The sequence below is a fragment of the Pseudomonas sp. S10E 269 genome (assembly GCF_002798465.1).
Lineage (GTDB): Bacteria > Pseudomonadota > Gammaproteobacteria > Pseudomonadales > Pseudomonadaceae > Aquipseudomonas > Aquipseudomonas pergaminensis.
This window is the reverse complement of the sequence record NZ_PHIJ01000001.1, coordinates 799,140-821,504: the sequence shown is the minus strand read 5'-3', so window position 1 is coordinate 821,504 and position 22,365 is coordinate 799,140. Positions and strand designations below refer to the sequence as shown.

The window sequence follows — 22,365 nt, the reverse complement described above, 5'->3', positions numbered from 1 at the left end:
CATGGCTAATCTGCGTATCGCGCTGGTGGCCGGGGAAGCTTCCGGCGACATTCTGGGCGCAGGCCTCATGCGGGCCCTCAAGGCCCAGCACCCGGCGGTGGAATTCATCGGTGTCGGCGGCCCGCTGATGCAGGCTGAAGGGCTCACCTCCTACTTCCCCATGGAGCGTCTGTCGGTCATGGGGCTGGTCGAGGTGCTGGGTCGCCTGCGCGAGTTGTTGGCCCGTCGCAAGCTGCTGATCCAGACCTTGATCGAAGAAAAGCCCGATGTGTTCATCGGCATCGACGCGCCGGACTTCACCCTCAATATCGAACTCAAACTGCGCCAGGCCGGCATCAAGACCGTGCACTACGTCAGCCCGTCCGTCTGGGCGTGGCGGCAGAAGCGCGTGCTCAAGATCCGCGAGGGCTGTGACCTGATGCTGACCTTGCTGCCGTTCGAGGCGAGGTTCTACGAAGAAAAGGGCGTGCCGGTGCGGTTTGTCGGGCATACCCTGGCCGACGCGATTCCCCTGCAGGCTGATCGCGCGGCCGCGCGTGCCGAGCTGGGCTTGCCCGACGGCCCGCTGGTCGCGCTGATGCCTGGCAGCCGTGGTGGCGAAGTGGGGCGACTGGCCTCGGTGTTTTTCGATGCTGCCGAACGTCTGCTGGCCTTGAAGCCGGGCATACGTTTCGTGCTGCCTTGTGCCAGCCCGCAACGTCGCGCGCAGATCGAAACACTATTGGAAGGTCGCAACCTACCGTTGACCTTGCTCGATGGTCAGTCACACCTGGCCCTGGCTGCCTGTGATGCGGTGCTGATCGCCTCGGGTACGGCCACCCTGGAAGCCTTGCTGTATAAGCGCCCGATGGTGGTGGCCTACCGCCTGGCGCCGCTGACCTTCTGGATCCTCAAGCGCATGGTCAAAAGCCCTTACATCTCCCTGCCCAACCTGCTGGCCCAGCGCCTGTTGGTGCCGGAGTTGTTGCAGGACGATGCAACGCCCGAGGCCCTGGCGCAAACTCTACTACCCTTGATCGACGGCGGCGAAGAACAGACCCGCGGCTTCGACGACATCCACCGCACCCTGCGTCGTGATGCGTCGAACCAGGCAGCTGACGCCGTATTGACCCTGATCGGCAAGCAACAGGAAGCCTTATGACGACGCAGATGGGCCTGGATTTCAGCCTGGTTGCCGAAGCCCACGAACTGGTGGCCGGTGTTGACGAAGTCGGGCGCGGGCCTTTGTGCGGCGCCGTGGTCACGGCGGCAGTGATCCTCGATCCAAACCGCCCGATCCTCGGCCTCAACGACTCGAAGAAACTCACCGAAGCGCGCCGCGAAAAGCTCTACGACGAGATCTGTGAGAAAGCCCTGAGCTGGCATATCGCCCGGGCTGAAGTTGAAGAAATCGACCAGCTGAACATTTTGCACGCCACCATGCTGGCCATGCAGCGTGCAGTCGAGGGGCTGCACATCACCCCGAAAATGGCGATGATCGACGGTAACCGCTGCCCCAAGCTGGCCATGCCTTCCGAGGCGGTGGTCAAGGGTGATAGCAAGGTGCCTGCCATCGCCGCCGCGTCAATCCTGGCCAAAGTCAGTCGTGACCGGGAAATGGCTGCGTTCGAATTGATCTACCCCGGCTACGGCATCGGCGGTCATAAAGGCTACCCGACGCCCGTTCATCTGGAAGCCCTGGCTCGCCTTGGCCCGACGCCGATCCACCGCCGCTCGTTCGCCCCAGTGCGCCAGGCTTACGAGCTACGCGAGAGCTTCAGCGAGGTTTAGTCGCAAGGCTGATGTTTTTGCCAAGGCCCGGTACAATCCGGGCCTTGTTGTCTCCACGTTTCTAGACAGGATCACTATGCCGGCTTCATTCGTTCACCTACGCCTGCACACTGAATACTCCCTGGTCGACGGCCTGGTACGGATCAAACCGCTGGTCAAAACCCTGGTGGGCATGAACATGCCTGCGGTAGCGGTTACCGATCAGAACAACATGTGTTCACTGGTCAAGTTCTACAAGAACGCCATGGGCGCCGGTATCAAGCCGATTTGCGGCGCCGACCTGTGGCTGTCCAACAAAGACCCGGATAACCCCCTGAGCCGCATCAGCCTGCTGGCGATGAACGGCGTGGGTTATCGCAACCTCACCGAATTGATTTCCCGTGGCTTTATCGACGGCCAGCGTAATGGCTCGATCATTATCGAGCGCGAATGGGTCGCCGAGGCCAGCGAAGGCCTGATCATGCTGTCGGCCGCCAAAGAGGGCGAGATCGGTATCGCGCTGCTGGGTGGCAACCCTCAAGAAGCCGAAGTACTGGCCAAGGAGTGGATGCAGGTCTTCCCTGATCGTTTCTATCTGGAAGTCCAGCGTACCAACCGCCCCAACGATGAAGAGCATCTGCACGCCGCCGTGGCCCTGGCCGACAAGCTGGGCGCGCCGCTGGTGGCGACCAATGATGTGCGCTTCATCAAGAAGGAAGACTTCGAAGCCCACGAAACCCGCGTATGCATCGGCGAAGGCCGGGCCCTGGATGACCCGCGTCGCTCGAAGAACTACAGCGAAGAGCAGTACCTCAAAAGCGCCGAAGAGATGGCCGAGTTGTTCAGCGACCTGCCCGAGGCACTGGAAAACTCCGTCGAGATTGCCAAGCGCTGCAATATCGAAGTGAAGCTGGGCAAGCACTTCCTGCCCAACTTCCCGATTCCCGATGGCATGACCATCGATGAGTATTTTCGCAAGGTGTCCTTCGACGGGCTGGAAGAGCGCCTCAGCGTTCTGCTGCCCAAGGACACCACCGAGGATTACGACGCCAAGCGTCAGGTCTACGTTGACCGGCTGAATTTCGAGCTGGATATCATCATCCAGATGGGCTTCCCCGGTTACTTCCTGATCGTGATGGACTTTATCCAGTGGGCCAAGAACAACGGCGTACCGGTAGGTCCGGGCCGGGGGTCAGGTGCTGGGTCGTTGGTTGCCTACGTGCAGAAAATTACCGACCTCGACCCGCTGGAATATGACCTGCTGTTCGAACGTTTCCTTAACCCGGAACGGGTTTCCATGCCCGACTTCGACGTCGACTTCTGCATGGACGGCCGTGACCGCGTGATCGAGTACGTGGCCGAGAAATATGGTCGCAACGCAGTAAGCCAGATCATCACTTTCGGTTCCATGGCCGCAAAGGCTGTAATCCGCGACGTGGCACGCGTGCAGGGCAAGTCCTACGGCCTGGCGGATCGCCTGTCGAAGATGATCCCGTTCGAAGTCGGCATGACCCTGGAGAAAGCCTACGAGCAGGAAGAGATCCTGCGCGACTTCATCAAGGTCGATGAAGAAGCCGCCGAAATCTGGGACATGGCGCGCAAGCTCGAAGGCGTGGTGCGTAACGTCGGTAAACACGCCGGTGGAGTGGTGATCGCACCCACCAAGCTCACTGACTTTTCGCCGATCTATTGCGACGAAGAAGGCGATGGCCTGGTAACCCAGTTCGACAAGGATGACGTGGAGGCGGCCGGCCTGGTGAAGTTCGACTTCCTCGGCCTGCGGACCCTGACGATCATCGACTGGGCGCTCAAGACCATCAACCGCGACCGCGCCAAGGTCGGTGAGGAACCGCTGGATATCGCCTTCATCCCGCTGGATGACAAGCCGACCTACACCCTGCTGCAAAAAGCCGAAACCACGGCGGTGTTCCAGCTTGAGTCGCGCGGTATGAAAGAGCTGATCAAAAAGCTCAAGCCCGACTGCCTGGAAGACTTGATCGCATTGGTGGCCTTGTTCCGTCCAGGCCCGCTGCAATCGGGCATGGTGGACGACTTCATCAACCGTAAGCACGGCCGTGCCGAACTGGCTTACCCGCACTCGGACTACCAATACGAAGGCCTCAAGCCCGTGTTGGCGCCGACTTACGGCATCATCCTGTATCAGGAACAGGTGATGCAGATCGCCCAGGTGATGGCCGGTTACACCCTGGGTGGCGCGGACATGCTGCGTCGAGCCATGGGTAAGAAAAAACCCGAGGAAATGGCCAAGCAGCGCGGCGGTTTCATTGAGGGCTGCGCGACCAACAATATCGACGCGGACCTCGCGGGTAACATCTTCGACCTGGTAGAGAAATTCGCCGGTTACGGCTTCAACAAATCCCACTCCGCCGCCTACGGCCTGGTGTCGTACCAGACCGCCTGGCTGAAAGCCCACTACCCGGCGCCGTTCATGGCTGCGGTACTGTCGGCGGATATGCACAACACCGACAAGGTCGTGACCTTGATCGAAGAAGTGCGCACCATGAAGCTGCGCCTCGATGCGCCGGACGTGAACGCTTCGGAGTTCAAGTTCACGGTGAACGACGAAGGCCGCATCATCTATGGCCTGGGCGCGATCAAGGGCGTCGGCGAAGGCCCGGTGGAAGCCATCACCGAAGCGCGCCTGGACGGGCCATTCAAAGACCTGTTCGACTTCTGCGCACGGGTGGACCTCAAGCGCATCAACAAACGGACACTCGACGGCCTGATCCGCAGCGGTGCACTCGACCGTCTCGGCCCGTATTTCCATGATGAGCCCAAGGCCTACCAGGCCAATATCGACCGCAACCGCGCGGTATTGCTCGCCGCCATGGAAGAAGCGATCAAAGCCGCCGAGCAGACCGCGCGTACCCATGACAGCGGCCATGCCGACCTGTTTGGCGGGTTGTTCGTCGAAGAAGACGCAGACGTCTATGGCAACCATCGCAAGGCCAAGGAACTGACGCTCAAGGAACGTCTCAAGGGCGAGAAAGATACCTTGGGCCTGTACCTCACCGGTCACCCGATTGACGAATACGAAGGTGAGATCCGCCGGTTCGCCCGTCAGCGCATTATCGACCTGAAGCCAGCGCGGGACACGCAGACCGTCGCCGGCATGATCATCGCCCTGCGGGTGATGAAGAATAAAAAAGGCGACAAGATGGGGTTCATCACCCTCGACGACCGTTCGGGCCGTATCGAGGCGTCGCTGTTTGCCGACGCGTTCCATTCCGCTCAGTCGCTGTTGCAGACCGACGCGATGGTGGTGGTGGAAGGGGAGGTCAGCAACGATGACTTCTCCGGCGGCCTGCGCCTGCGGATCAAGCGGGTGATGAGCATGGAAGATGCGCGCACCAATTTGGCCGAAAGCTTGCGCTTGAAGGTGAAAACCGAAGCGCTCAAGGGCGATCAGCTACGCTGGTTGGGCGACCTGCTCAAACGCCACCGCGGCGCGTGCCCGGTGACCATGGAGTACACCGGCAATGACGCCAAGGCCATGTTGCAGTTTGGCGAGACCTGGCGAATTGATCCCGCAGATGGCTTGATTCAAGCTTTGCGTGACCAGTTCGGGCGAGACAACGTCTTCCTCCAATACCGTTGACGGTCAGAGATGTCTGATCTCGACTAAACATTTAATCTCGACCTAAACGCGCCTCTCCCTTAAGGTAGGGCGCGAATAGACAACCGGCTGGCCAGGCACGCCCTGGCCGTCGACCCAAGACGGACGCTTATGAACCCGAATTTTCTTGATTTCGAACAGCCGATCGCTGACCTGCAAGCCAAGATTGAAGAACTGCGCCTGGTCGGCAATGACAATTCGCTGAACATCGGCGATGAGATCGCTCGCCTGCAAGACAAGAGCAGCACGCTCACCGAAGACATCTTCGGCAAGCTGACCAGCTGGCAGATTGCGCGCCTGGCCCGCCACCCGCGCCGTCCCTATACCCTGGACTACATTCAGCACATCTTCACCGAGTTCGACGAGCTGCATGGCGACCGCCACTTCTCCGACGACGCGGCCATCGTGGGCGGTATCGCTCGCCTGGACGACCAGCCGGTGATGGTGATCGGTCACCAGAAGGGCCGTGAAGTGCGCGAGAAAGTCCGCCGCAACTTCGGCATGCCGCGCCCGGAAGGCTACCGCAAGGCTTGCCGACTGATGGAAATGGCCGAGCGCTTCAAGATGCCAATCCTGACCTTCATCGATACCCCGGGCGCCTACCCAGGTATCGACGCAGAAGAGCGCAACCAGAGCGAGGCTATCGCCTGGAACCTGCGCGTCATGTCCCGCTTGAAAACCCCGATCATCGCCACTGTGATTGGTGAAGGTGGTTCCGGTGGTGCGCTGGCCATCGGCGTCTGCGACCAGTTGAACATGTTGCAATACTCGACCTACGCGGTGATCTCGCCGGAAGGTTGCGCCTCGATCCTGTGGAAAACCGCCGAAAAGGCACCAGACGCTGCCGAAGCCATGGGTATCACCGCTGATCGCCTCAAAGGCCTGGGTATCGTGGACAAAGTGATCGCCGAGCCTTTGGGCGGCGCCCACCGTGACCCGGCTGCTGCGGCGGCGACTATCCGCGCCGAGCTGGGCTCGCAACTGGCAATGCTCAAGAAGCTGGATAACGACGCGCTGCTGGCCCGTCGTTATGAGCGCCTGATGAGCTACGGTCTGTAAGACCCAGCAATACCCAATGTGGGAGCCGGCTTGTGTGGGAGATGGCTTGCCTGCGATAGCATCACCTCGGTGCAACTGCAAAATCGAGGCGCCTGCATCGCGGGCAAGCCACGCTCCCACACAAGCCCGCTCCCACATTTGCTTTGTGTATGCTTGGCTAACGTATTCCAGATTTGCGGCGGTAACCTGTGATGAAAACATCTCTTCCCGCCAAACTCCTGCAAGCTCTGTCACCCTGGCGCAACGCCCCGGCCTGGCACATCGCATTCTCCGGTGGCCTTGATTCCACCGTCTTGCTGCATCTCCTGGCCCATCTGGCCAACACCGAAACCCTGCCCCCCCTCAGCGCTGTCCATGTCCACCATGGCCTGCAAGCTGCCGCCGACGCGTGGCCTGCTCATTGCCAGTCGATCTGCGACGCCCTCGGCCTGCCGTTGCGCGTGATGCGCGTGCAGGTACAACCTGGCGCCAGCCTTGAACGTGCTGCCCGTGACGCGCGTTACCAGGCATTCACCGAGGTGACCGGGGCAGGGCAGGTGTTGCTGACGGGCCAGCATCGCGATGATCAGGCGGAAACCTTGTTATTCCGCCTATTGCGCGGGGCGGGTGTACGCGGGCTGGCGGCGATCCCGGCGCAGCGTCCTTTGGCCGGTGGCTACCTGGTACGACCGTTGCTCGATGTATCCCGCGAAGCATTGGAGGCGTATGCCCACGCGCATCAACTCAAATGGATTGAGGATCCCTCCAACGCCGATCCGCGGTTCTCCCGTAATTACCTTCGTCACCGCGTGTTTCCTGCGTTGACGGCGCGCTGGCCCCAGGCTGTTGCCAACCTGAGCCGCACCGCCGAGCACCTGAGTGAGGCAAAGGGGTTGTTGGATGAGTTGGCACAGTTGGACCTGCGTGCTGCCGGCCAGGCTTCGCCATTTCCCTGGCTGCACCTGCCGTCCTTGGCACTTGCGCCGCTGTGCGAGCTGTCCGACGCCCGCCAACGCAATGCCCTGCGCCATTGGCTGGCGCCACTGACCCGCTTGCCCGACAGCGACCACTGGGCCGGTTGGCACTCCCTGCGTGACGCCAAGGGCGATGCACAGCCCCTATGGCGCCTGGCCGACGGCGAGTTGCACCGGTGTGGCCAGCGCATCTGGTGGCTGCCGTCTACAGGATCGGAATTTTCCGACGCAGCGGTGAGCTGGCCCGATCCGCAAAACCCACTAGAGTTACCCGGCAATGGTCAGCTAAAGCTGATTGGCGAGGCGCCTGAAGGTCCGCTGCAGATTCGCTACCGCCAGGGCGGCGAAATCATCGACGTGCCAGGTCGCGGTCGGCGTGACTTGAAGCGCCTGCTTAACGAAAGTGGCTTGCCAGGCTTCGTCCGTGGCAGATTGCCGCTGCTGTACCAAGGCCAGCAATTGCTGGGTGCGCCCAGCCTCGCGGGACTCTGGCCTGCACCGAGTGATGACTGGCATTTACATTGGATGCCACAGACCTGCGATCAAGGTTTGAGCTGATAGAGCCTTTCCGGTAGACTACGCTCCCTTCTTGATACAACTTCTGTGGATTCGACTGAATCGCAGCAGTTGCCGATTACCAAGCAGTCTTTGCTGGGCGATTCCAAAAAATGTGTAGCGATCAACGTACCGGTGCTTCATTGCTGGTCTGTCACCACGCGGCGGTTTTTTTGAAAGGTGCACTGTGATTAATGCAGGTGATCGGGGGCTTCGGCCTTCCTTCGCTTTCCCCGGCGGCTCGGACCGCTTTAACGCAGACTTCTAGGGTTTTTCATGACGCGCTACATATTCGTCACGGGCGGTGTTGTTTCTTCATTGGGGAAAGGCATTGCCTCCGCTTCATTGGCGGCCATCCTGGAGGCGCGGGGACTTAAGGTCACCATGCTCAAGCTGGACCCGTACATCAACGTTGACCCGGGCACCATGAGCCCGTTCCAGCACGGTGAAGTGTTCGTCACCCACGACGGCGCCGAGACTGACCTGGACCTGGGCCACTACGAGCGGTTCATCCGCACGACCATGACCCAGAACAACAACTTCACCACCGGTCGTGTCTACGAGCACGTGCTGCGCAAGGAGCGTCGTGGTGACTACCTGGGTGCAACCATCCAGGTAATCCCGCACATCACCGACGAAATCAAGCGCCGCATCATCAAGGGTGCCGGCGATGCCGACGTGGCCATGGTCGAGATCGGCGGCACCGTGGGTGACATCGAGTCCCAACCGTTCCTCGAAGCCATCCGCCAGTTGCGTTTCGAAGTCGGCGCCAAGCGCGCGATGCTGATGCACCTGACCCTGGTGCCGTACATCGCCACCGCCGGCGAAACCAAAACCAAGCCTACCCAGCACTCGGTCAAGGAACTGCGCTCCATCGGCCTGCAGCCGGACGTGCTGGTATGCCGCTCCGATCACCCGATCGACATTTCCTCGCGTCGCAAGATCGCGCAATTCACCAACGTTGAAGAACGTGCGGTAATCGCGCTGGAAGACGCCGACACTATCTACAAGATCCCGGGCATCCTGCACTCGCAAGGCCTGGACGATTTTGTGGTCGAGCGTTTCGGCCTGCAATGCAATGGCGCGGACCTGTCCGAGTGGGAAGCCGTGGTCGACGCCAAGCTCAACCCTGAGCACGAAGTCACCATCGCCATGGTCGGCAAGTACATGGAACTGCTGGACGCGTACAAGTCGCTGATCGAAGCGATGAGCCACGCCGGTATCAGCAATCGCACCAAGGTCAACCTGCGCTACATCGATTCCGAAGATATCGAGAACCAGGGCACCGCGCTGCTCGAAGGTGTGGACGCGATCCTCGTCCCAGGCGGTTTCGGCCTGCGTGGCGTGGAAGGCAAGATCACGGCCGTGCAGTACGCCCGTGAAAACAAGGTTCCGTACCTGGGCATCTGCCTGGGCATGCAAGTGGCCGTTATCGAGTTCGCCCGTAACGTGCTGGGCTGGAAAGACGCCAACTCCACCGAGTTCGACAGCAAGAGCGGTCACCCGGTCGTCGGCCTGATCACCGAGTGGGAAGATGCCACCGGTGCCGTCGAGACCCGTACCGAAGCCTCCGACCTGGGCGGCACCATGCGCCTCGGCGCGCAGGATTGCCTGCTGGAACCGGGCTCGCTGGTTCACGATTGCTACGGCAAAGACGTGATCGTCGAGCGTCACCGTCACCGCTACGAAGTGAACAACAACCTGCTGCCGCAGATCAAAGAGGCCGGCCTGAAAATTTCCGGTCGCTCCGGTGACGGCGCGTTGGTTGAAGTGGTCGAGGCGCCGGATCATCCATGGTTCGTGGCGTGCCAGTTCCACCCTGAGTTCACCTCGACGCCGCGCGACGGTCACCCGTTGTTCAGCGGTTTCGTCAAAGCTGCACTGACGCAACATCAGAAGAAGGCGTAAACCTGATGGCCCAGAAGATCATTCGCGTAGGCGACATCGAGATTGCCAACGACAAGCCCATGGTGCTGTTCGGCGGCATGAACGTGCTGGAAAGCCGCGACATGGCGATGCAGGTCTGTGAAGAGTACGTCAAGGTCACCGAGAAACTCGGTATCCCCTACGTGTTCAAGGCCAGCTTCGACAAGGCCAACCGTTCGTCCGTGACCTCCTATCGCGGCCCAGGCCTTGAAGAAGGCATGCGGATCTTCCAGGACATCAAGCAAGCCTTCGGCGTGCCGATCATCACCGACGTCCACGAGCCTGAACAGGCCGCCGTGGTCGCCGAGGTGTGCGACATCATCCAGTTGCCGGCCTTCCTGTCGCGCCAGACCGACCTGGTGGTCGCGATGGCCAAGACCGGCGCTGTGATCAATATCAAGAAAGCCCAGTTCCTCGCGCCTCAGGAAATGAAACACATCCTGAACAAGTGCGTGGAAGCGGGTAACGACCAGTTGATCCTCTGCGAGCGTGGTTCGAGCTTCGGCTACAACAACCTCGTGGTGGATATGCTCGGTTTCGGCATCATGAAACAGTTCGAATACCCGGTGTTCTTCGACGTGACTCACGCGCTGCAAATGCCCGGTGGTCGCGCCGATTCCGCGGGTGGGCGCCGTGCCCAGGTGCTGGACCTGGCCAAGGCGGGCATCAGCCAGTCCCTGGCGGGCCTGTTCCTGGAAGCCCACCCGGACCCGGACAACGCCAAGTGCGATGGCCCATGCGCCCTGCGCCTGGACAAGCTGGAGCCGTTCCTGGCCCAGCTCAAGCAGTTGGACGAACTGGTCAAGAGTTTTCCGACGGTAGAGACCGCGTAAGCTTCGTTTCTCCGGTAGAATTTCCCACGCTTTACGCTCAGGCCTGCGGGCCTGAGCCTTGTCGTCTGCAAGCCTGCCTCGTTGTTCCACCCTTGCGGTCGGTCAAAAGATTTCCTTCAGCTGCGTCGTTTTCGTCAACTTTGGAGTGTTTACAACAATGGCAAAAATCGTCGACATCAAAGGTCGTGAAGTTCTCGACTCCCGTGGCAACCCCACCGTCGAAGCCGACGTGCTTCTCGATAACGGCATCATCGGCAGCGCCTGCGCGCCGTCCGGTGCTTCCACCGGTTCGCGCGAAGCGCTGGAACTGCGTGATGGCGACAAGAGCCGTTACCTGGGCAAGGGTGTGCTCAAGGCTGTAGCCAACATCAACGGCCCGATTCGTGACCTGTTGCTGGGCAAGGACCCGCTGGACCAGAAAGCCCTGGACCACGCGATGATCAAGCTCGACGGCACCGAAAACAAAGGCAGCCTGGGCGCCAACGCCATCCTCGCCGTGTCCCTGGCAGCCGCCAAGGCCGCTGCTCAGGACCAGGACCTGCCGCTGTACGCTCACATTGCCAACCTCAACGGTACCCCAGGTGTCTACTCGATGCCGGTGCCGATGATGAACATCATCAACGGTGGCGAACACGCCGATAACAACGTCGACATCCAGGAATTCATGGTGCAGCCGGTTGGCGCCAAGTCCTTCTCCGAAGGCCTGCGCATGGGCACCGAGATTTTCCATCACCTCAAGGCTGTGCTGAAGGCCCGTGGCCTGAGTACTGCTGTGGGTGACGAAGGTGGTTTCGCACCGAACCTGGCGTCCAACGAAGATGCACTGAAAGTGATCTCCGAAGCCGTCGCCAACGCTGGCTACAAGCTGGGCACCGACGTGACCCTGGCCTTGGACTGCGCGGCCAGCGAGTTCTACGAGGACGGTAAATACAACCTGTCCGGCGAAGGCCAAGTGTTCAACTCCGAAGGTTTCGCGGAATACCTGAAGGGCCTGACCCAGCGCTACCCGATCATCTCGATCGAAGACGGCCTGGACGAGTCCGACTGGGACGGCTGGAAAATCCTCACCGATAAGATCGGCGAGAAGATCCAACTGGTGGGCGACGACTTGTTCGTGACCAACACCAAGATCCTGAAAGAAGGCATCGATAAAAAGATCGCCAACTCTATCCTGATCAAGTTCAACCAGATCGGCACCCTGACCGAAACCCTGGAAGCCATCCAGATGGCCAAGGCTGCGGGCTACACGGCCGTGATCTCGCACCGCTCCGGCGAAACCGAAGATTCGACCATTGCCGACCTGGCCGTGGGCACCTCGGCAGGCCAGATCAAGACCGGTTCCCTGTGCCGTTCCGACCGCGTTTCCAAGTACAACCAATTGCTGCGTATCGAAGAGCAACTGGCTGGCAAGGCCAAGTACAACGGTCGCGGCGAGTTTCGCGGCTGATCGCTACGTGGTAAAAATGGTAAAAGGTCGGCGGATTGCGTCGGAAAACTCACGACAGTGTGTAATTCGACGCTAATCTGATGGCTATCAAGCACAAGCCTGGTTTTTCCAGGCTTCGTGCTATCAGTTGCTGCAAAAGTTTTGCATGGCGGTCTTTTTTCACTGGATACCCGATATTCGATGCGCAGTCCCAATTGGTTGTTCCTCGTCTTGCTCTTGTTGCTGGCTGGCCTGCAGTACCGCCTATGGGTGGGTAATGGCAGCTTTGCGCAGGTAAAAGACCTGACCCAGCAAATTGCCGACCAGCACGCCGAAAACGAACGCCTGCTGGAACGCAATCGCGTCCTCGATGCCGAGGTGCTTGAGCTGAAAAAAGGCACGGAGACCGTTGAAGAGCGGGCCCGTCATGAACTGGGCATGGTCAAGGAGGGCGAAACCCTCTACCAGTTGGCCCAATGAGTGACCGTTTGCCGGCCTTCTGGGCCGTGATTCCTGCCGCGGGCGTCGGTGCCCGTATGGCTGCGGACCGTCCCAAGCAATACTTGCAACTGGGCGGGCGCACAATTCTCGAACACAGCCTCGGCTGTTTTCTCGACCATCCGAACCTCAAGGGGCTGGTGGTCAGTCTCGCGACTGATGATCCTTATTGGCCGACCCTGGCCTGTGCTGCAGACTCGCGTATCCAGCGTGCGGACGGCGGTTCGGAGCGCTCGGGCTCGGTGCTCAATGCCTTGCTGCAACTCAATGCCCTGGGCGCCCATGATGACGACTGGGTATTGGTGCACGACGCTGCGCGTCCCAATCTGAGCCGTGACGATCTCGACAAACTCTTGACTGAACTGGCCGATGACCCGGTCGGTGGCCTATTGGCCGTGCCGGCCCGCGACACCCTCAAGCGCGCCGACAAGCACGGTCGCATTGTGGAAACCGTCGACCGCAGCCTGATCTGGCAGGCCTACACGCCGCAGATGTTCCGCCTGGGTGCTTTGCACCGTGCCTTGGCCGACAGCCTGGTGGCGGATGCAGTCATCACCGATGAAGCATCAGCCATGGAATGGTCCGGCCAGGCGCCGCGCCTGATCGAAGGGCGCTCGGACAATATCAAGGTGACCCGGCCGGAAGATCTGGAGTGGTTGCGGCTGCGCTGGGCGAATCGCGGGTAGGCAGTTAAACCGCGTCGACTTCATCGCAGGCAAACCAGCTCCCACATTTGACCGCGTTTACCCTGCAGGAATGCAGTCAATGTGGGAACTGGCTTGCCTGCGAAGAGGCCGGCACAAACAGCCAATAATCACTGGCTGTACTCCGGCCGCCCAGCCAGCCCCTCCTTCAAGAAATCCACCAATTTCCTGACCTTCGGCGACAAATGCCGCTGCTGCGGATACAGCGCCCACACCGCCGTATTTGGCGGTTGATGCGCCTCCAGCAACGACACCAGCGCACCACTGTGCAGATGCTCCAGCACGTAATAGTCCGGCAGTTGGCATAACCCGACGCCCTGCAACGCTGCATCCAGTACCGCCTGCCCACTGTTGCAGCGCCAGTTTCCCTGCACACGTTGAGAAAATTCCCGCCCGTCCTGGGCCAGTTGCCAGATATCCGAGCTGCCGATCAGGCAGTTATGCCGACTCAATTCCGACAAGCTATGTGGCCGACCATACCGCGCCAAGTAGGACGGCGACGCGCACAGGTACATGCGCCTCGGCGCCAGTCGGCTGGCAACCATGCGCGAATCTTGCAAGCGCCCCAGGCGAATGGCCAGGTCGAGGCCTTCGTGCACCAGGTCCAGTTGGCGGTTGCTCAACTCGATATCCACCCGCAACTGCGGGTACAACCCCATGAACCGTGTGACCAGCGGCACGATGAAGCGCTCGCCGTACGCCACCGCGCAGGTCATGCGCAACATGCCCTTGGGCTCGCTGGTGAGATCGCCCACCGCACGCAGGGCCTCTTCGCGACCATCCTGCAGGCGTTGGCAGTGTTGCAGGAAGGTCTGGCCCGCTTCGGTCAGGGTCACCTTGCGCGTACTGCGATACAGCAATCGCGTTTGCAGGCGTTCTTCCAGGCGTGCGACCTGCCGGCTGATGTGCGATGAAGACACCCCCAACCGTTCCGCTGCTGCGGTGAACTGGCTGCATTCGGCCACTGCGACAAACTCATCGATGCCTTCCCAGCGGTTTTCCAGCATGGTGATTGTCCCTGTACAGCAATAAAGTTTTGCTTTGGCCTGGATTATTAATCAGATAGCCATGTTTTACACTCTACGTCTCAGTTTTTAACTCCCTGGAGAAACCCGGATGATCAAGTCCCGCGCCGCCGTAGCCTTCGAAGCCAAGAAGCCCCTGGAGATCGTCGAAGTGGATGTGGCCATGCCCAAGGCGGGCGAAGTGCTGTTGCGCGTAGTCGCGTCCGGCGTGTGCCATACCGACGCCTACACCCTGTCGGGCGCGGACCCGGAAGGTATCTTCCCGTCGATCCTCGGTCACGAAGGCGGTGCCGTGGTTGAAGCGATCGGCGAAGGCGTGACGTCGGTGGCTGTCGGCGACCATGTGATCCCGCTGTACACCCCGGAATGCGGCAAGTGCAAATTCTGCCTGTCGGGCAAGACCAACCTCTGCCAGGCCATCCGTTCCACCCAGGGCAAAGGCCTGATGCCGGACGGCACTACGCGTTTTTCCTACAAGGGCCAGCCGATTTTCCACTACATGGGCACCTCGACCTTTTCCGAGTACACCGTGTTGCCGGAAATTTCCGTGGCCAAGATTCCTAAAGAAGCACCACTGGAAAAAGTCTGCCTGCTGGGCTGTGGCGTCACCACCGGCATCGGTGCGGTGATCAACACCGCCAAGGTCAAGCCGGGCGACACCGTGGCCATCTTCGGCCTAGGCGGCATTGGCCTGTCGGCGGTGATCGGCGCGGTCAAGGCCAAGGCTGGCCGCATCATCGCCATCGATATCAACCCGGCCAAATTCGAGATCGCCAAGCAATTGGGCGCCACCGACTGCATCAACCCGAAAGACTACGATCGTCCGATCCAAGACGTGATCGTCGACCTGACTGACGGCGGCGTGGACTTCTCCTTTGAATGCATCGGTAACGTGCAACTGATGCGTGCCGCCCTCGAGTGCTGCCACAAAGGCTGGGGCGAGTCGGTGATCATCGGCGTGGCCGGTGCCGGCCAGGAAATCGCCACCCGTCCATTCCAGTTGGTGACCGGCCGCGTCTGGCGCGGTTCGGCATTTGGTGGCGTGCGCGGCCGTACCGAACTGCCGAGCTACGTGGAAATGGCCCAGGCCGGCGAGATCCCGCTGGACACCTTCATCACCCACACCATGGGCCTGGAAGACATCAACAAAGCGTTTGACCTGATGCACGAAGGCAAGAGCATTCGTACCGTCATCCACTTCTGAGGTCGGCCATGAGTCTGGAAAACCTGTCGTGCCAGAAAAGCTTCGGCGGCTGGCATAAACGCTACAAGCATCATTCCGATGTGCTCGGTTGCGACATGACCTTCGCCGTCTACCTGCCACCGCAAGCGGAGCAGGGCGGCAAGTTGCCGGTGTTGTACTGGCTGTCCGGGCTTACCTGCACCGATGAGAACTTCATGCAGAAGGCCGGCGCCCAGCGCATGGCCGCCGAGCTGGGGTTGATCATCGTTGCGCCAGACACCAGCCCGCGTGGGCCAGGCGTGCCGGGTGATCCGGACAACGCCTGGGACTTCGGCCTCGGCGCAGGCTTCTACCTGAATGCCACGCAGGAACCTTGGGCCAAGCACTATCGGATGCATGACTACGTGGTGCAGGAATTGCCTGCGTTGGTTGAAGCGCATTTCCCGGCGTCGGACAAACGCGGCATCAGTGGCCACTCCATGGGTGGCCACGGAGCGTTGGTGTGCGCCTTGCGTAACCCTGGGCGTTACCAGTCGGTGTCGGCGTTCTCGCCGATCAACAACCCAATGGATTGCCCGTGGGGCCAGAAAGCCTTCTCGCGTTATTTGGGCGAAGAACGCTCAAAATGGCGCGAGTGGGACGCCTGCGTGCTGATCAGCGAAGCCTCGGAAAAGCTGCCACTGCTGGTGGATCAGGGCGACCGCGACGATTTCCTCGCCGTGCAACTCAAGCCTGAAGCCCTGCAGCAAGCGGCCAAGGCGGCCAACCATCCGTTGGAACTGCGCCTGCAACCCGGCTACGACCATAGCTACTTCTTTATCGCCAGCTTCATCGAAGATCATTTGCGACACCATGGCCGTGCTTTGCTCGGTTAATGTGAGGCAAAAGTAGGTAGAATCACGCCCTGAATTAAATCGGGGCGTTTTTTTATGCGTATTGGCCACGGCTACGATGTGCACCGTTTCGCTGAAGGCGATTTCATTACCTTGGGCGGCGTGCGCATTGCTCACCACCATGGTTTGCTGGCTCATTCCGACGGCGACGTTGTGTTGCATGCCTTGAGCGATGCCTTGCTCGGCGCGGCGGCGTTGGGCGATATCGGCAAGCACTTTCCGGACACCGACCCGACCTTCAAGGGCGCGGACAGCCGTGTATTGCTGCGCCATGTGGTCGGCCTGATCCATGCCCAGGGCTGGAAGGTCGGCAACGTCGACAACACCATCGTGGCCCAGGCGCCGAAGATGGCTCCCCATATCGAGTCGATGCGCGCGTTGATCGCGGCGGATCTGCAAATTGAACTGGATCAAGTGAACGTGAAAGCCACCACCACCGAAAAGCTCGGGTTCACCGGTCGTGAAGAGGGCATCGCCGTGCACTCCGTTGCCTTGTTGCTGCGCGCATGAATGATCTGCAACTGTTGGGGCCACGGGCCTATGGCGAGGCCCTGGGCAGCGCGGTCCTGAAGGCGACCGCCGAAGACTTCCAGGTTGACGAAGTGCTGGATATCCCGTTGACCGGCGAGGGCGAGCACCTCTGGTTGTGGGTGGAGAAGCGTGGCCTCAACACCGAGGAAGCCGCGCGGCGTATCGCCAAGGCGGCAGGCGTGCCGTTGCGCACCGTCAGCTATGCCGGGCTCAAGGATCGCCAGGCGTTGACCCGCCAATGGTTCAGCGTGCAGCTGCCAGGCAAGGCCGACCCGGACATGAGCGCTGCGCAAAACGACACCCTCAAGATCCTCAAGACCGCTCGCCATAAACGCAAGTTGCAGCGCGGCGCGCACTCGGCCAATGGTTTCACCTTGCGCCTGACGCAGTTGGCCGGTGATACCGCCGCCATCGACGCACGGTTGCAGCTGATTGCCCAGCATGGCATTCCCAACTATTTCGGTGCCCAGCGCTTTGGTCATAACGGCGGTAACGTCGTCGATGCCCGTGAGTGGGCCGCGCGCAAAGCCTTGCCGGAGCAGCGCAATGTGCGTTCACGCCTGCTGTCCACGGCGCGCAGTTTCCTGTTCAACAAGGTGCTGGCGGCACGTGTGGCCGACGGCTCCTGGCAGCGAGCCCAAGTCGGTGACCTGTTGGCGTTTACCGACAGTCGCAGTTTTTTCCCGGCAGGCGAAGCCGAATGCAGTGACCCGCGCCTGGCGATCCTGGACCTGCACCCGACCGGCCCCCAGTGGGGCGAAGGTGATTCACCTGCCAGTGGTGCAACCTTTGAGCTGGAACAGGCGGTTGCCGCCGATGAAGCCGACCTGCGCGATTGGCTGGTGAATGCGGGCATGAGCCAGGAACGTCGCATTCTGCGACTGCCCATTGGCGGTTTGACGTGGCATTATCCCTCGCTGGACATTCTGCAATTGGAATTCGTCCTGCCGGCCGGATGCTTCGCCACTGCCTTGGTGCGCGAGCTTGTTGATCTGGTGCCGGTGGGGCAGACGGACAACCCATGCGTATTCTGATATCAAACGATGACGGTGCCACCGCACCCGGCCTTGCCGCGCTCTATGCTGCGCTGGAAGATTTTGCCGAGTGCGTGGTGGTTGCCCCCGACCAGGACAAGAGCGGCGCCAGCAGTTCGCTGACGCTCGACCGTCCGCTGCACCCGCAAGTCCTGGCCAATGGCTTTATCAGTGTGAACGGCACCCCCACCGACTGCGTCCACCTGGCGATCAACAGCCTGCTGGAGCAGGAGCCGGATCTGGTGGTGTCGGGCATCAACCTGGGTGCAAACCTGGGGGATGACGTGCTGTATTCCGGTACCGTGGCGGCAGCGCTTGAAGGGCGTTTCCTGGGGCGTACCGCGTTCGCTTTTTCATTTGCCTCGCGCCAACTGGACAACCTGCCCACCGCTGCGTATTTCGCACGCAAGCTGGTGGAGGCCCATGGCTCCCTGAACCTGCCGCCGCGCACAGTGCTCAACGTCAATATTCCCAACCTGCCCCTTGATCACATTCGCGGCATCCAGCTGACGCGCCTGGGCCATCGTGCCCGTGCGGCGGCGCCGATGAAGGTGGTCGACCCGCGTGGCAAGGAAGGCTATTGGATCGCCGCAGCAGGTGATGCCGAAGACGGCGGAGAGGGCACGGACTTTCATGCGGTGATGCAAGGTTATGTGTCGATTACCCCATTGCAGTTTGACCGTACCTTCAGTGATGCCTTCAGTGGTCTCGATGGCTGGCTGGAGGGGCTGCGCTGATGGGCCGTGAACAAGACGACTTGCTGCGCCGGGGTATCGGGATGACGTCCCAGCGTACCCGCGAACGCCTGATCCAGCGCTTGTACGAAGAGGGCTTGTCCAACGCCCAGGTGCTGGAAGTGATCCGGCGCACGCCGCGGCACCTGTTTGTCGATGAAGCCCTGGCCCACCGTGCCTACGAAGACACGGCACTGCCCATCGGCCACAACCAGACCATCTCCCAGCCGTACATGGTGGCGCGCATGAGCGAGCTGCTGCTGGCGGCGGGGCCTTTGGACAAGGTGCTGGAAATCGGCACCGGCTCCGGCTACCAGACCGCCGTGCTGGCGCAACTGGTGGAGCGGGTATTCTCGGTGGAGCGCATCAAGGTGTTGCAAGACCGCGCCAAGGAGCGCCTGGTGGAGCTGAACCTGCGCAACGTGGTCTTCCGTTGGGGCGATGGCTGGGAAGGCTGGCCGGCGCTGGCGCCTTACAACGGCATCATCGTGACCGCCGTGGCCACCGACGTTCCGCAAGCACTGCTCGATCAGCTCGCTCCCGGCGGGCGCCTGGTAATCCCGGTGGGCTCCGGTGAAGTGCAACAGTTGATGCTCATTATCCGTGAAGACGAAGGCTTTTCCCGGCATGTACTGGGGGCCGTTCGGTTTGTGCCGTTGCTCAATGGCCCGCTGGCCTGATCAATTTCTGCCGGCGGTGAATTCTGCTGGCGGGGATGTGTCTTACAGCGGGGTCTATTGAGTCAACATGATCGGCGCCACGATTCAACACGCTGATTGATGGGTTTCAGACGTGTGCCGGTAAAACGCCAATGCCCAGTTATACTTGCGTCATATTTCAAGCCTGATACAGGCGTTCATGTTCAGCCACCACAAAGGGAGCGGCGGGTGAGTCTCACAGGTCTTGCGCAGCGTATGAGTAAAACAAGCTTTCATCGACTGGTGCTTGGCCTCGTCTTCAGTTCCGTACTGGCAGGGTGTTCCAGCTCGCCAAGCAGCGGCGCGCGGGTGGTTGACCGTAATAATGCGGCGCCGCAAAAACCGACGGTGACGACCGGGCAATATGTAGTGCGCAAGGGCGATACGATGTTCTCGATTGCCTTCCGCTATGGCTGGGACTACAAGGCGCTCGCAGCTCGTAACAATATTCCTGTGCCCTACACGATACATCCCGGCCAGACGATTCGCTTCGACGGTCGTACCGGTTCAGCGCCTACGGCAGTTGTGACAAACACTGGATCTTCGCCATCGTCTTCGAGCAAAACGACGATCATCACCCGGCCTGCAGGCACCGCTGCGCCTGCGCCTGCGGCCAAGCCGGCACCCGCGCCGTTGCCACCTGCCGGGCCGGCGCCGACCGGTTGGGGATGGCCCTCAAACGGGGTGCTGATTGGAAAATTCTCTTCAAACGGTAGTTTGAATAAAGGCATTGATATCGCCGGGGATTTGGGACAGCCTGTTTTAGCTGCGTCTGATGGGACAGTGGTGTACGCCGGGAGTGGTTTACGGGGCTACGGCGAGCTGGTCATCATCAAACACAGCGATACCTACGTCAGTGCTTACGGCCATAACCGTAGGCTGTTGGTTCGGGAGGGGCAGCAGGTCAAAGTCGGACAGACAATTGCCGAAATGGGGTCAACTGGTACAGACCGGGTGAAACTGCACTTTGAGATTCGCCGTCAAGGGAAGCCTGTAGATCCACTGCAATTCCTACCCCGTCGTTGATGTGTTGCACAGCCTGTTCCCTCACGTAGAAGGAACAGGCTCCAGCGTTGCCAAGGATAAAGGCGTCGCTTGAGCTTGAGGTCGAACTCACCAAAGGACTATAACAATGGCTCTCAGTAAAGAAGCGCCGGAGTTTGACATCGACGATGAGGTTCTCCTTATGGAGACCGGTATCGCTACGGAATCGATGTCGAATGAGGGACCTGCTGTACCTTCAGTTCGCACCAAATCCAAGAACTCCACCGCGTTAAAGCAACATAAGTACATTGACTACACACGGGCGCTCGATGCGACTCAGCTGTACCTCAATGAAATCGGTTTTTCCCCTCTGCTGACCCCCGAAGAAGAAGTCCATTTTGCGCGCTTGTCGCAAAAGGGCGACCCGGCTGGGCGCAAGCGCATGATTGAAAGCAACCTGCGACTGGTGGTGAAAATCGCCCGGCGCTACGTCAATCGCGGGCTGTCCCTGTTGGACTTGATCGAGGAAGGCAACCTGGGCTTGATCCGGGCGGTGGAGAAGTTCGACCCTGAGCGGGGCTTCCGCTTTTCAACCTATGCCACCTGGTGGATTCGCCAGACCATCGAACGGGCGATCATGAATCAGACCCGCACGATCCGGTTGCCGATCCATGTGGTCAAGGAGCTCAACGTCTACCTGCGGGCGGCGCGTGAGCTTACCCAAAAACTCGATCATGAACCTTCGCCCGAAGAGATCGCCAACCTGCTGGAGAAACCGGTAGGGGAGGTCAAACGCATGCTCGGCTTGAATGAGCGCGTGTCTTCGGTCGATGTCTCGCTGGGTCCGGATTCGGATAAAACCCTGCTGGACACCCTGACGGATGATCGCCCTACAGATCCTTGCGAGCTGTTGCAGGACGATGATCTTTCCCAAAGCATTGACCAGTGGCTGTCGGAACTCACGGACAAGCAGCGTGAGGTGGTGATTCGCCGCTTCGGCCTGCGCGGCCATGAGAGCAGCACCCTGGAGGACGTAGGCCTGGAGATCGGCCTGACCCGTGAGCGGGTGCGGCAGATCCAGGTGGAAGGGCTCAAGCGCTTGCGTGAGATCCTGGAGAAGAATGGCTTGTCGAGTGAGTCGTTGTTTCAGTAACGATTGATAAGACCGCTATGACAAAACGCCCGGTGCATGGGAATGCACCGGGCGTTTTGCTGTGCGCTGATCATTCGTTGCCAACACTGCCCCTGTAGGAGCCCGGCTTGCCGGCGATGAGGCCCTCAAGACCGCCATCGCCGGCAAGCCGGGCTCCTACAGGGGAGGGTGTAGCACCGAATCCCAGGCATAAAAAACCCCGCTTTTAAGGGCGGGGTCTTTTCGACTAAGTCAGTACAAGTTAGATAACTTGAACTTCTTCAGCTTGCATGCCTTTCTGACCGCGGGTAGCGATGAAAGAAACCTGTTGGCCTTCTTTCAGGCTTTTGAAGCCGTCGGATTGGATAGCTTTGAAGTGAACGAACAGGTCGTCACCGGATTGTGGAGTGATGAAGCCGAAGCCTTTTTCATCGTTGAACCACTTAACGGTACCAGTTTGGCGATTAGACATGGTGTATCTCCTTGGACAAAGTTAACTGCGACTCAGGAAAAGCCCTGGCCGAGACTGAGTGCAAAGAGCAGGAAAAATTCTTGGAGATGGTTGGATCGAAATTCAACATATCGTGTAGAGATTCTCAGTGACACAAGCAGCACAGTGGCGCCACCTTAACCCTTTTTCCGGAACGTGCCAATGGTATTTCCGAAGGTTTCTCCAATTTCGTGACTGGCGGTGGTATTTCCAGTCACCCTGTACGGCTATGCGGGTCCCGGCCCCACTGGCTGTGGCTTATAGGAGCAGGCGCATTCGTCAAGAAAAGCCTTGTGGCCTTTGAACCCCAACGCCGGCCCC

The 22,365-nt window shown here is 60.1% G+C and carries 20 protein-coding genes; 18 read left to right on the top strand and 2 right to left on the bottom strand.

Features of this window, described 5'->3' with window-relative positions:
* The first annotated feature begins 1 nt into the window (after position 1).
* The 10 genes from lpxB to ispD all read left to right on the top strand — a co-directional run bounded on the left by lpxB (position 2) and on the right by ispD (position 13,322).
* On the top strand, positions 2-1,141 hold the full coding sequence (gene lpxB / locus CWC48_RS03955; protein ID WP_099493739.1) for a lipid-A-disaccharide synthase: 1,140 nt from the start codon (positions 2-4) through the stop codon (positions 1,139-1,141).
* Positions 1,138-1,770, top strand: coding sequence for a ribonuclease HII (rnhB, locus tag CWC48_RS03950; RefSeq protein WP_078047211.1), 633 nt, complete (start codon positions 1,138-1,140; stop codon positions 1,768-1,770). The genes lpxB and rnhB overlap by 4 nt, the downstream gene beginning before the upstream one ends.
* A gap of 76 nt (positions 1,771-1,846) precedes the next feature.
* On the top strand, positions 1,847-5,368 hold the full coding sequence (gene dnaE, locus CWC48_RS03945) for a DNA polymerase III subunit alpha (RefSeq protein ID WP_078047212.1): 3,522 nt from the start codon (positions 1,847-1,849) through the stop codon (positions 5,366-5,368).
* 129 nt (positions 5,369-5,497) lie between these two features.
* Entirely contained in the window at positions 5,498-6,445 is a 948-nt protein-coding gene (locus CWC48_RS03940) for an acetyl-CoA carboxylase carboxyltransferase subunit alpha (protein ID WP_078047213.1), read from the top strand.
* A gap of 191 nt (positions 6,446-6,636) precedes the next feature.
* Complete coding sequence (gene tilS, locus CWC48_RS03935) at positions 6,637-7,956, top strand: tRNA lysidine(34) synthetase TilS (protein WP_100491371.1); 1,320 nt, start codon at positions 6,637-6,639, stop codon at positions 7,954-7,956.
* Positions 7,957-8,229: 273 nt separating this feature from the next.
* Positions 8,230-9,861, top strand: a complete 1,632-nt coding sequence (locus tag CWC48_RS03930) for a CTP synthase (RefSeq protein ID WP_010212443.1) — start codon at positions 8,230-8,232, stop codon at positions 9,859-9,861.
* 5 nt (positions 9,862-9,866) lie between these two features.
* Positions 9,867-10,712 carry a 3-deoxy-8-phosphooctulonate synthase gene (gene kdsA, locus CWC48_RS03925; RefSeq protein ID WP_010212442.1) on the top strand — a complete coding sequence of 282 codons (846 nt, stop codon included), beginning with the start codon at positions 9,867-9,869 and terminating at the stop codon, positions 10,710-10,712.
* Between the two features lie 157 nt (positions 10,713-10,869).
* The gene (eno, locus tag CWC48_RS03920) at positions 10,870-12,159 is read left to right on the top strand and encodes a phosphopyruvate hydratase (RefSeq protein ID WP_003189193.1); all 1,290 of its coding nucleotides are present in this window, start codon (positions 10,870-10,872) and stop codon (positions 12,157-12,159) included.
* Positions 12,160-12,339: 180 nt separating this feature from the next.
* On the top strand, positions 12,340-12,618 hold the full coding sequence (gene ftsB, locus CWC48_RS03915) for a cell division protein FtsB (protein WP_003172294.1): 279 nt from the start codon (positions 12,340-12,342) through the stop codon (positions 12,616-12,618).
* Entirely contained in the window at positions 12,615-13,322 is a 708-nt protein-coding gene (gene ispD, locus CWC48_RS03910; RefSeq protein WP_100491370.1) for a 2-C-methyl-D-erythritol 4-phosphate cytidylyltransferase, read from the top strand. Before ftsB ends, ispD begins: the two co-directional genes overlap by 4 nt.
* A 128-nt stretch (positions 13,323-13,450) precedes the next feature.
* Here ispD and CWC48_RS03905 read toward each other — a convergent pair whose 3' ends face one another.
* Positions 13,451-14,347 carry a LysR substrate-binding domain-containing protein gene (locus CWC48_RS03905; protein ID WP_078047216.1) on the bottom strand — a complete coding sequence of 299 codons (897 nt, stop codon included), beginning with the start codon at positions 14,345-14,347 and terminating at the stop codon, positions 13,451-13,453.
* A 109-nt stretch (positions 14,348-14,456) separates the two neighbouring features.
* Here CWC48_RS03905 and CWC48_RS03900 point away from each other — a divergent pair, with 109 nt between their 5' ends.
* From CWC48_RS03900 to rpoS, 8 genes are all read left to right on the top strand, one after another.
* Positions 14,457-15,569, top strand: coding sequence for an S-(hydroxymethyl)glutathione dehydrogenase/class III alcohol dehydrogenase (locus CWC48_RS03900; protein ID WP_078047217.1), 1,113 nt, complete (start codon positions 14,457-14,459; stop codon positions 15,567-15,569).
* A gap of 8 nt (positions 15,570-15,577) precedes the next feature.
* Positions 15,578-16,423 (top strand): S-formylglutathione hydrolase, encoded by an 846-nt coding sequence (gene fghA / locus CWC48_RS03895; protein WP_078047218.1) that lies wholly within the window; start codon positions 15,578-15,580, stop codon positions 16,421-16,423.
* Between the two features lie 54 nt (positions 16,424-16,477).
* A complete protein-coding gene (gene ispF / locus CWC48_RS03890; RefSeq protein ID WP_078047219.1) occupies positions 16,478-16,951 on the top strand; it encodes a 2-C-methyl-D-erythritol 2,4-cyclodiphosphate synthase in 474 nt (157 codons plus the stop codon).
* The gene (truD, locus tag CWC48_RS03885; protein WP_078047220.1) at positions 16,948-18,006 is read left to right on the top strand and encodes a tRNA pseudouridine(13) synthase TruD; all 1,059 of its coding nucleotides are present in this window, start codon (positions 16,948-16,950) and stop codon (positions 18,004-18,006) included. The genes ispF and truD overlap by 4 nt, the downstream gene beginning before the upstream one ends.
* A complete protein-coding gene (gene surE, locus CWC48_RS03880) occupies positions 17,994-18,743 on the top strand; it encodes a 5'/3'-nucleotidase SurE (RefSeq protein WP_100491369.1) in 750 nt (249 codons plus the stop codon). Before truD ends, surE begins: the two co-directional genes overlap by 13 nt.
* Positions 18,744-18,784: 41 nt before the next feature.
* On the top strand, positions 18,785-19,420 hold the full coding sequence (locus tag CWC48_RS03875) for a protein-L-isoaspartate(D-aspartate) O-methyltransferase (RefSeq protein WP_010563544.1): 636 nt from the start codon (positions 18,785-18,787) through the stop codon (positions 19,418-19,420).
* Positions 19,421-19,627: 207 nt separating this feature from the next.
* The gene (locus CWC48_RS03870) at positions 19,628-20,464 is read left to right on the top strand and encodes a peptidoglycan DD-metalloendopeptidase family protein (protein ID WP_099493742.1); all 837 of its coding nucleotides are present in this window, start codon (positions 19,628-19,630) and stop codon (positions 20,462-20,464) included.
* Positions 20,465-20,570: 106 nt separating this feature from the next.
* Positions 20,571-21,575 (top strand): RNA polymerase sigma factor RpoS, encoded by a 1,005-nt coding sequence (gene rpoS / locus CWC48_RS03865; protein WP_025855149.1) that lies wholly within the window; start codon positions 20,571-20,573, stop codon positions 21,573-21,575.
* 241 nt (positions 21,576-21,816) lie between these two features.
* On the opposite strand, the gene CWC48_RS03860 is transcribed toward rpoS, so the two are convergent.
* Positions 21,817-22,026, bottom strand: a complete 210-nt coding sequence (locus CWC48_RS03860; RefSeq protein WP_002554837.1) for a cold-shock protein — start codon at positions 22,024-22,026, stop codon at positions 21,817-21,819.
* Positions 22,027-22,365: the final 339 nt, after the last annotated feature.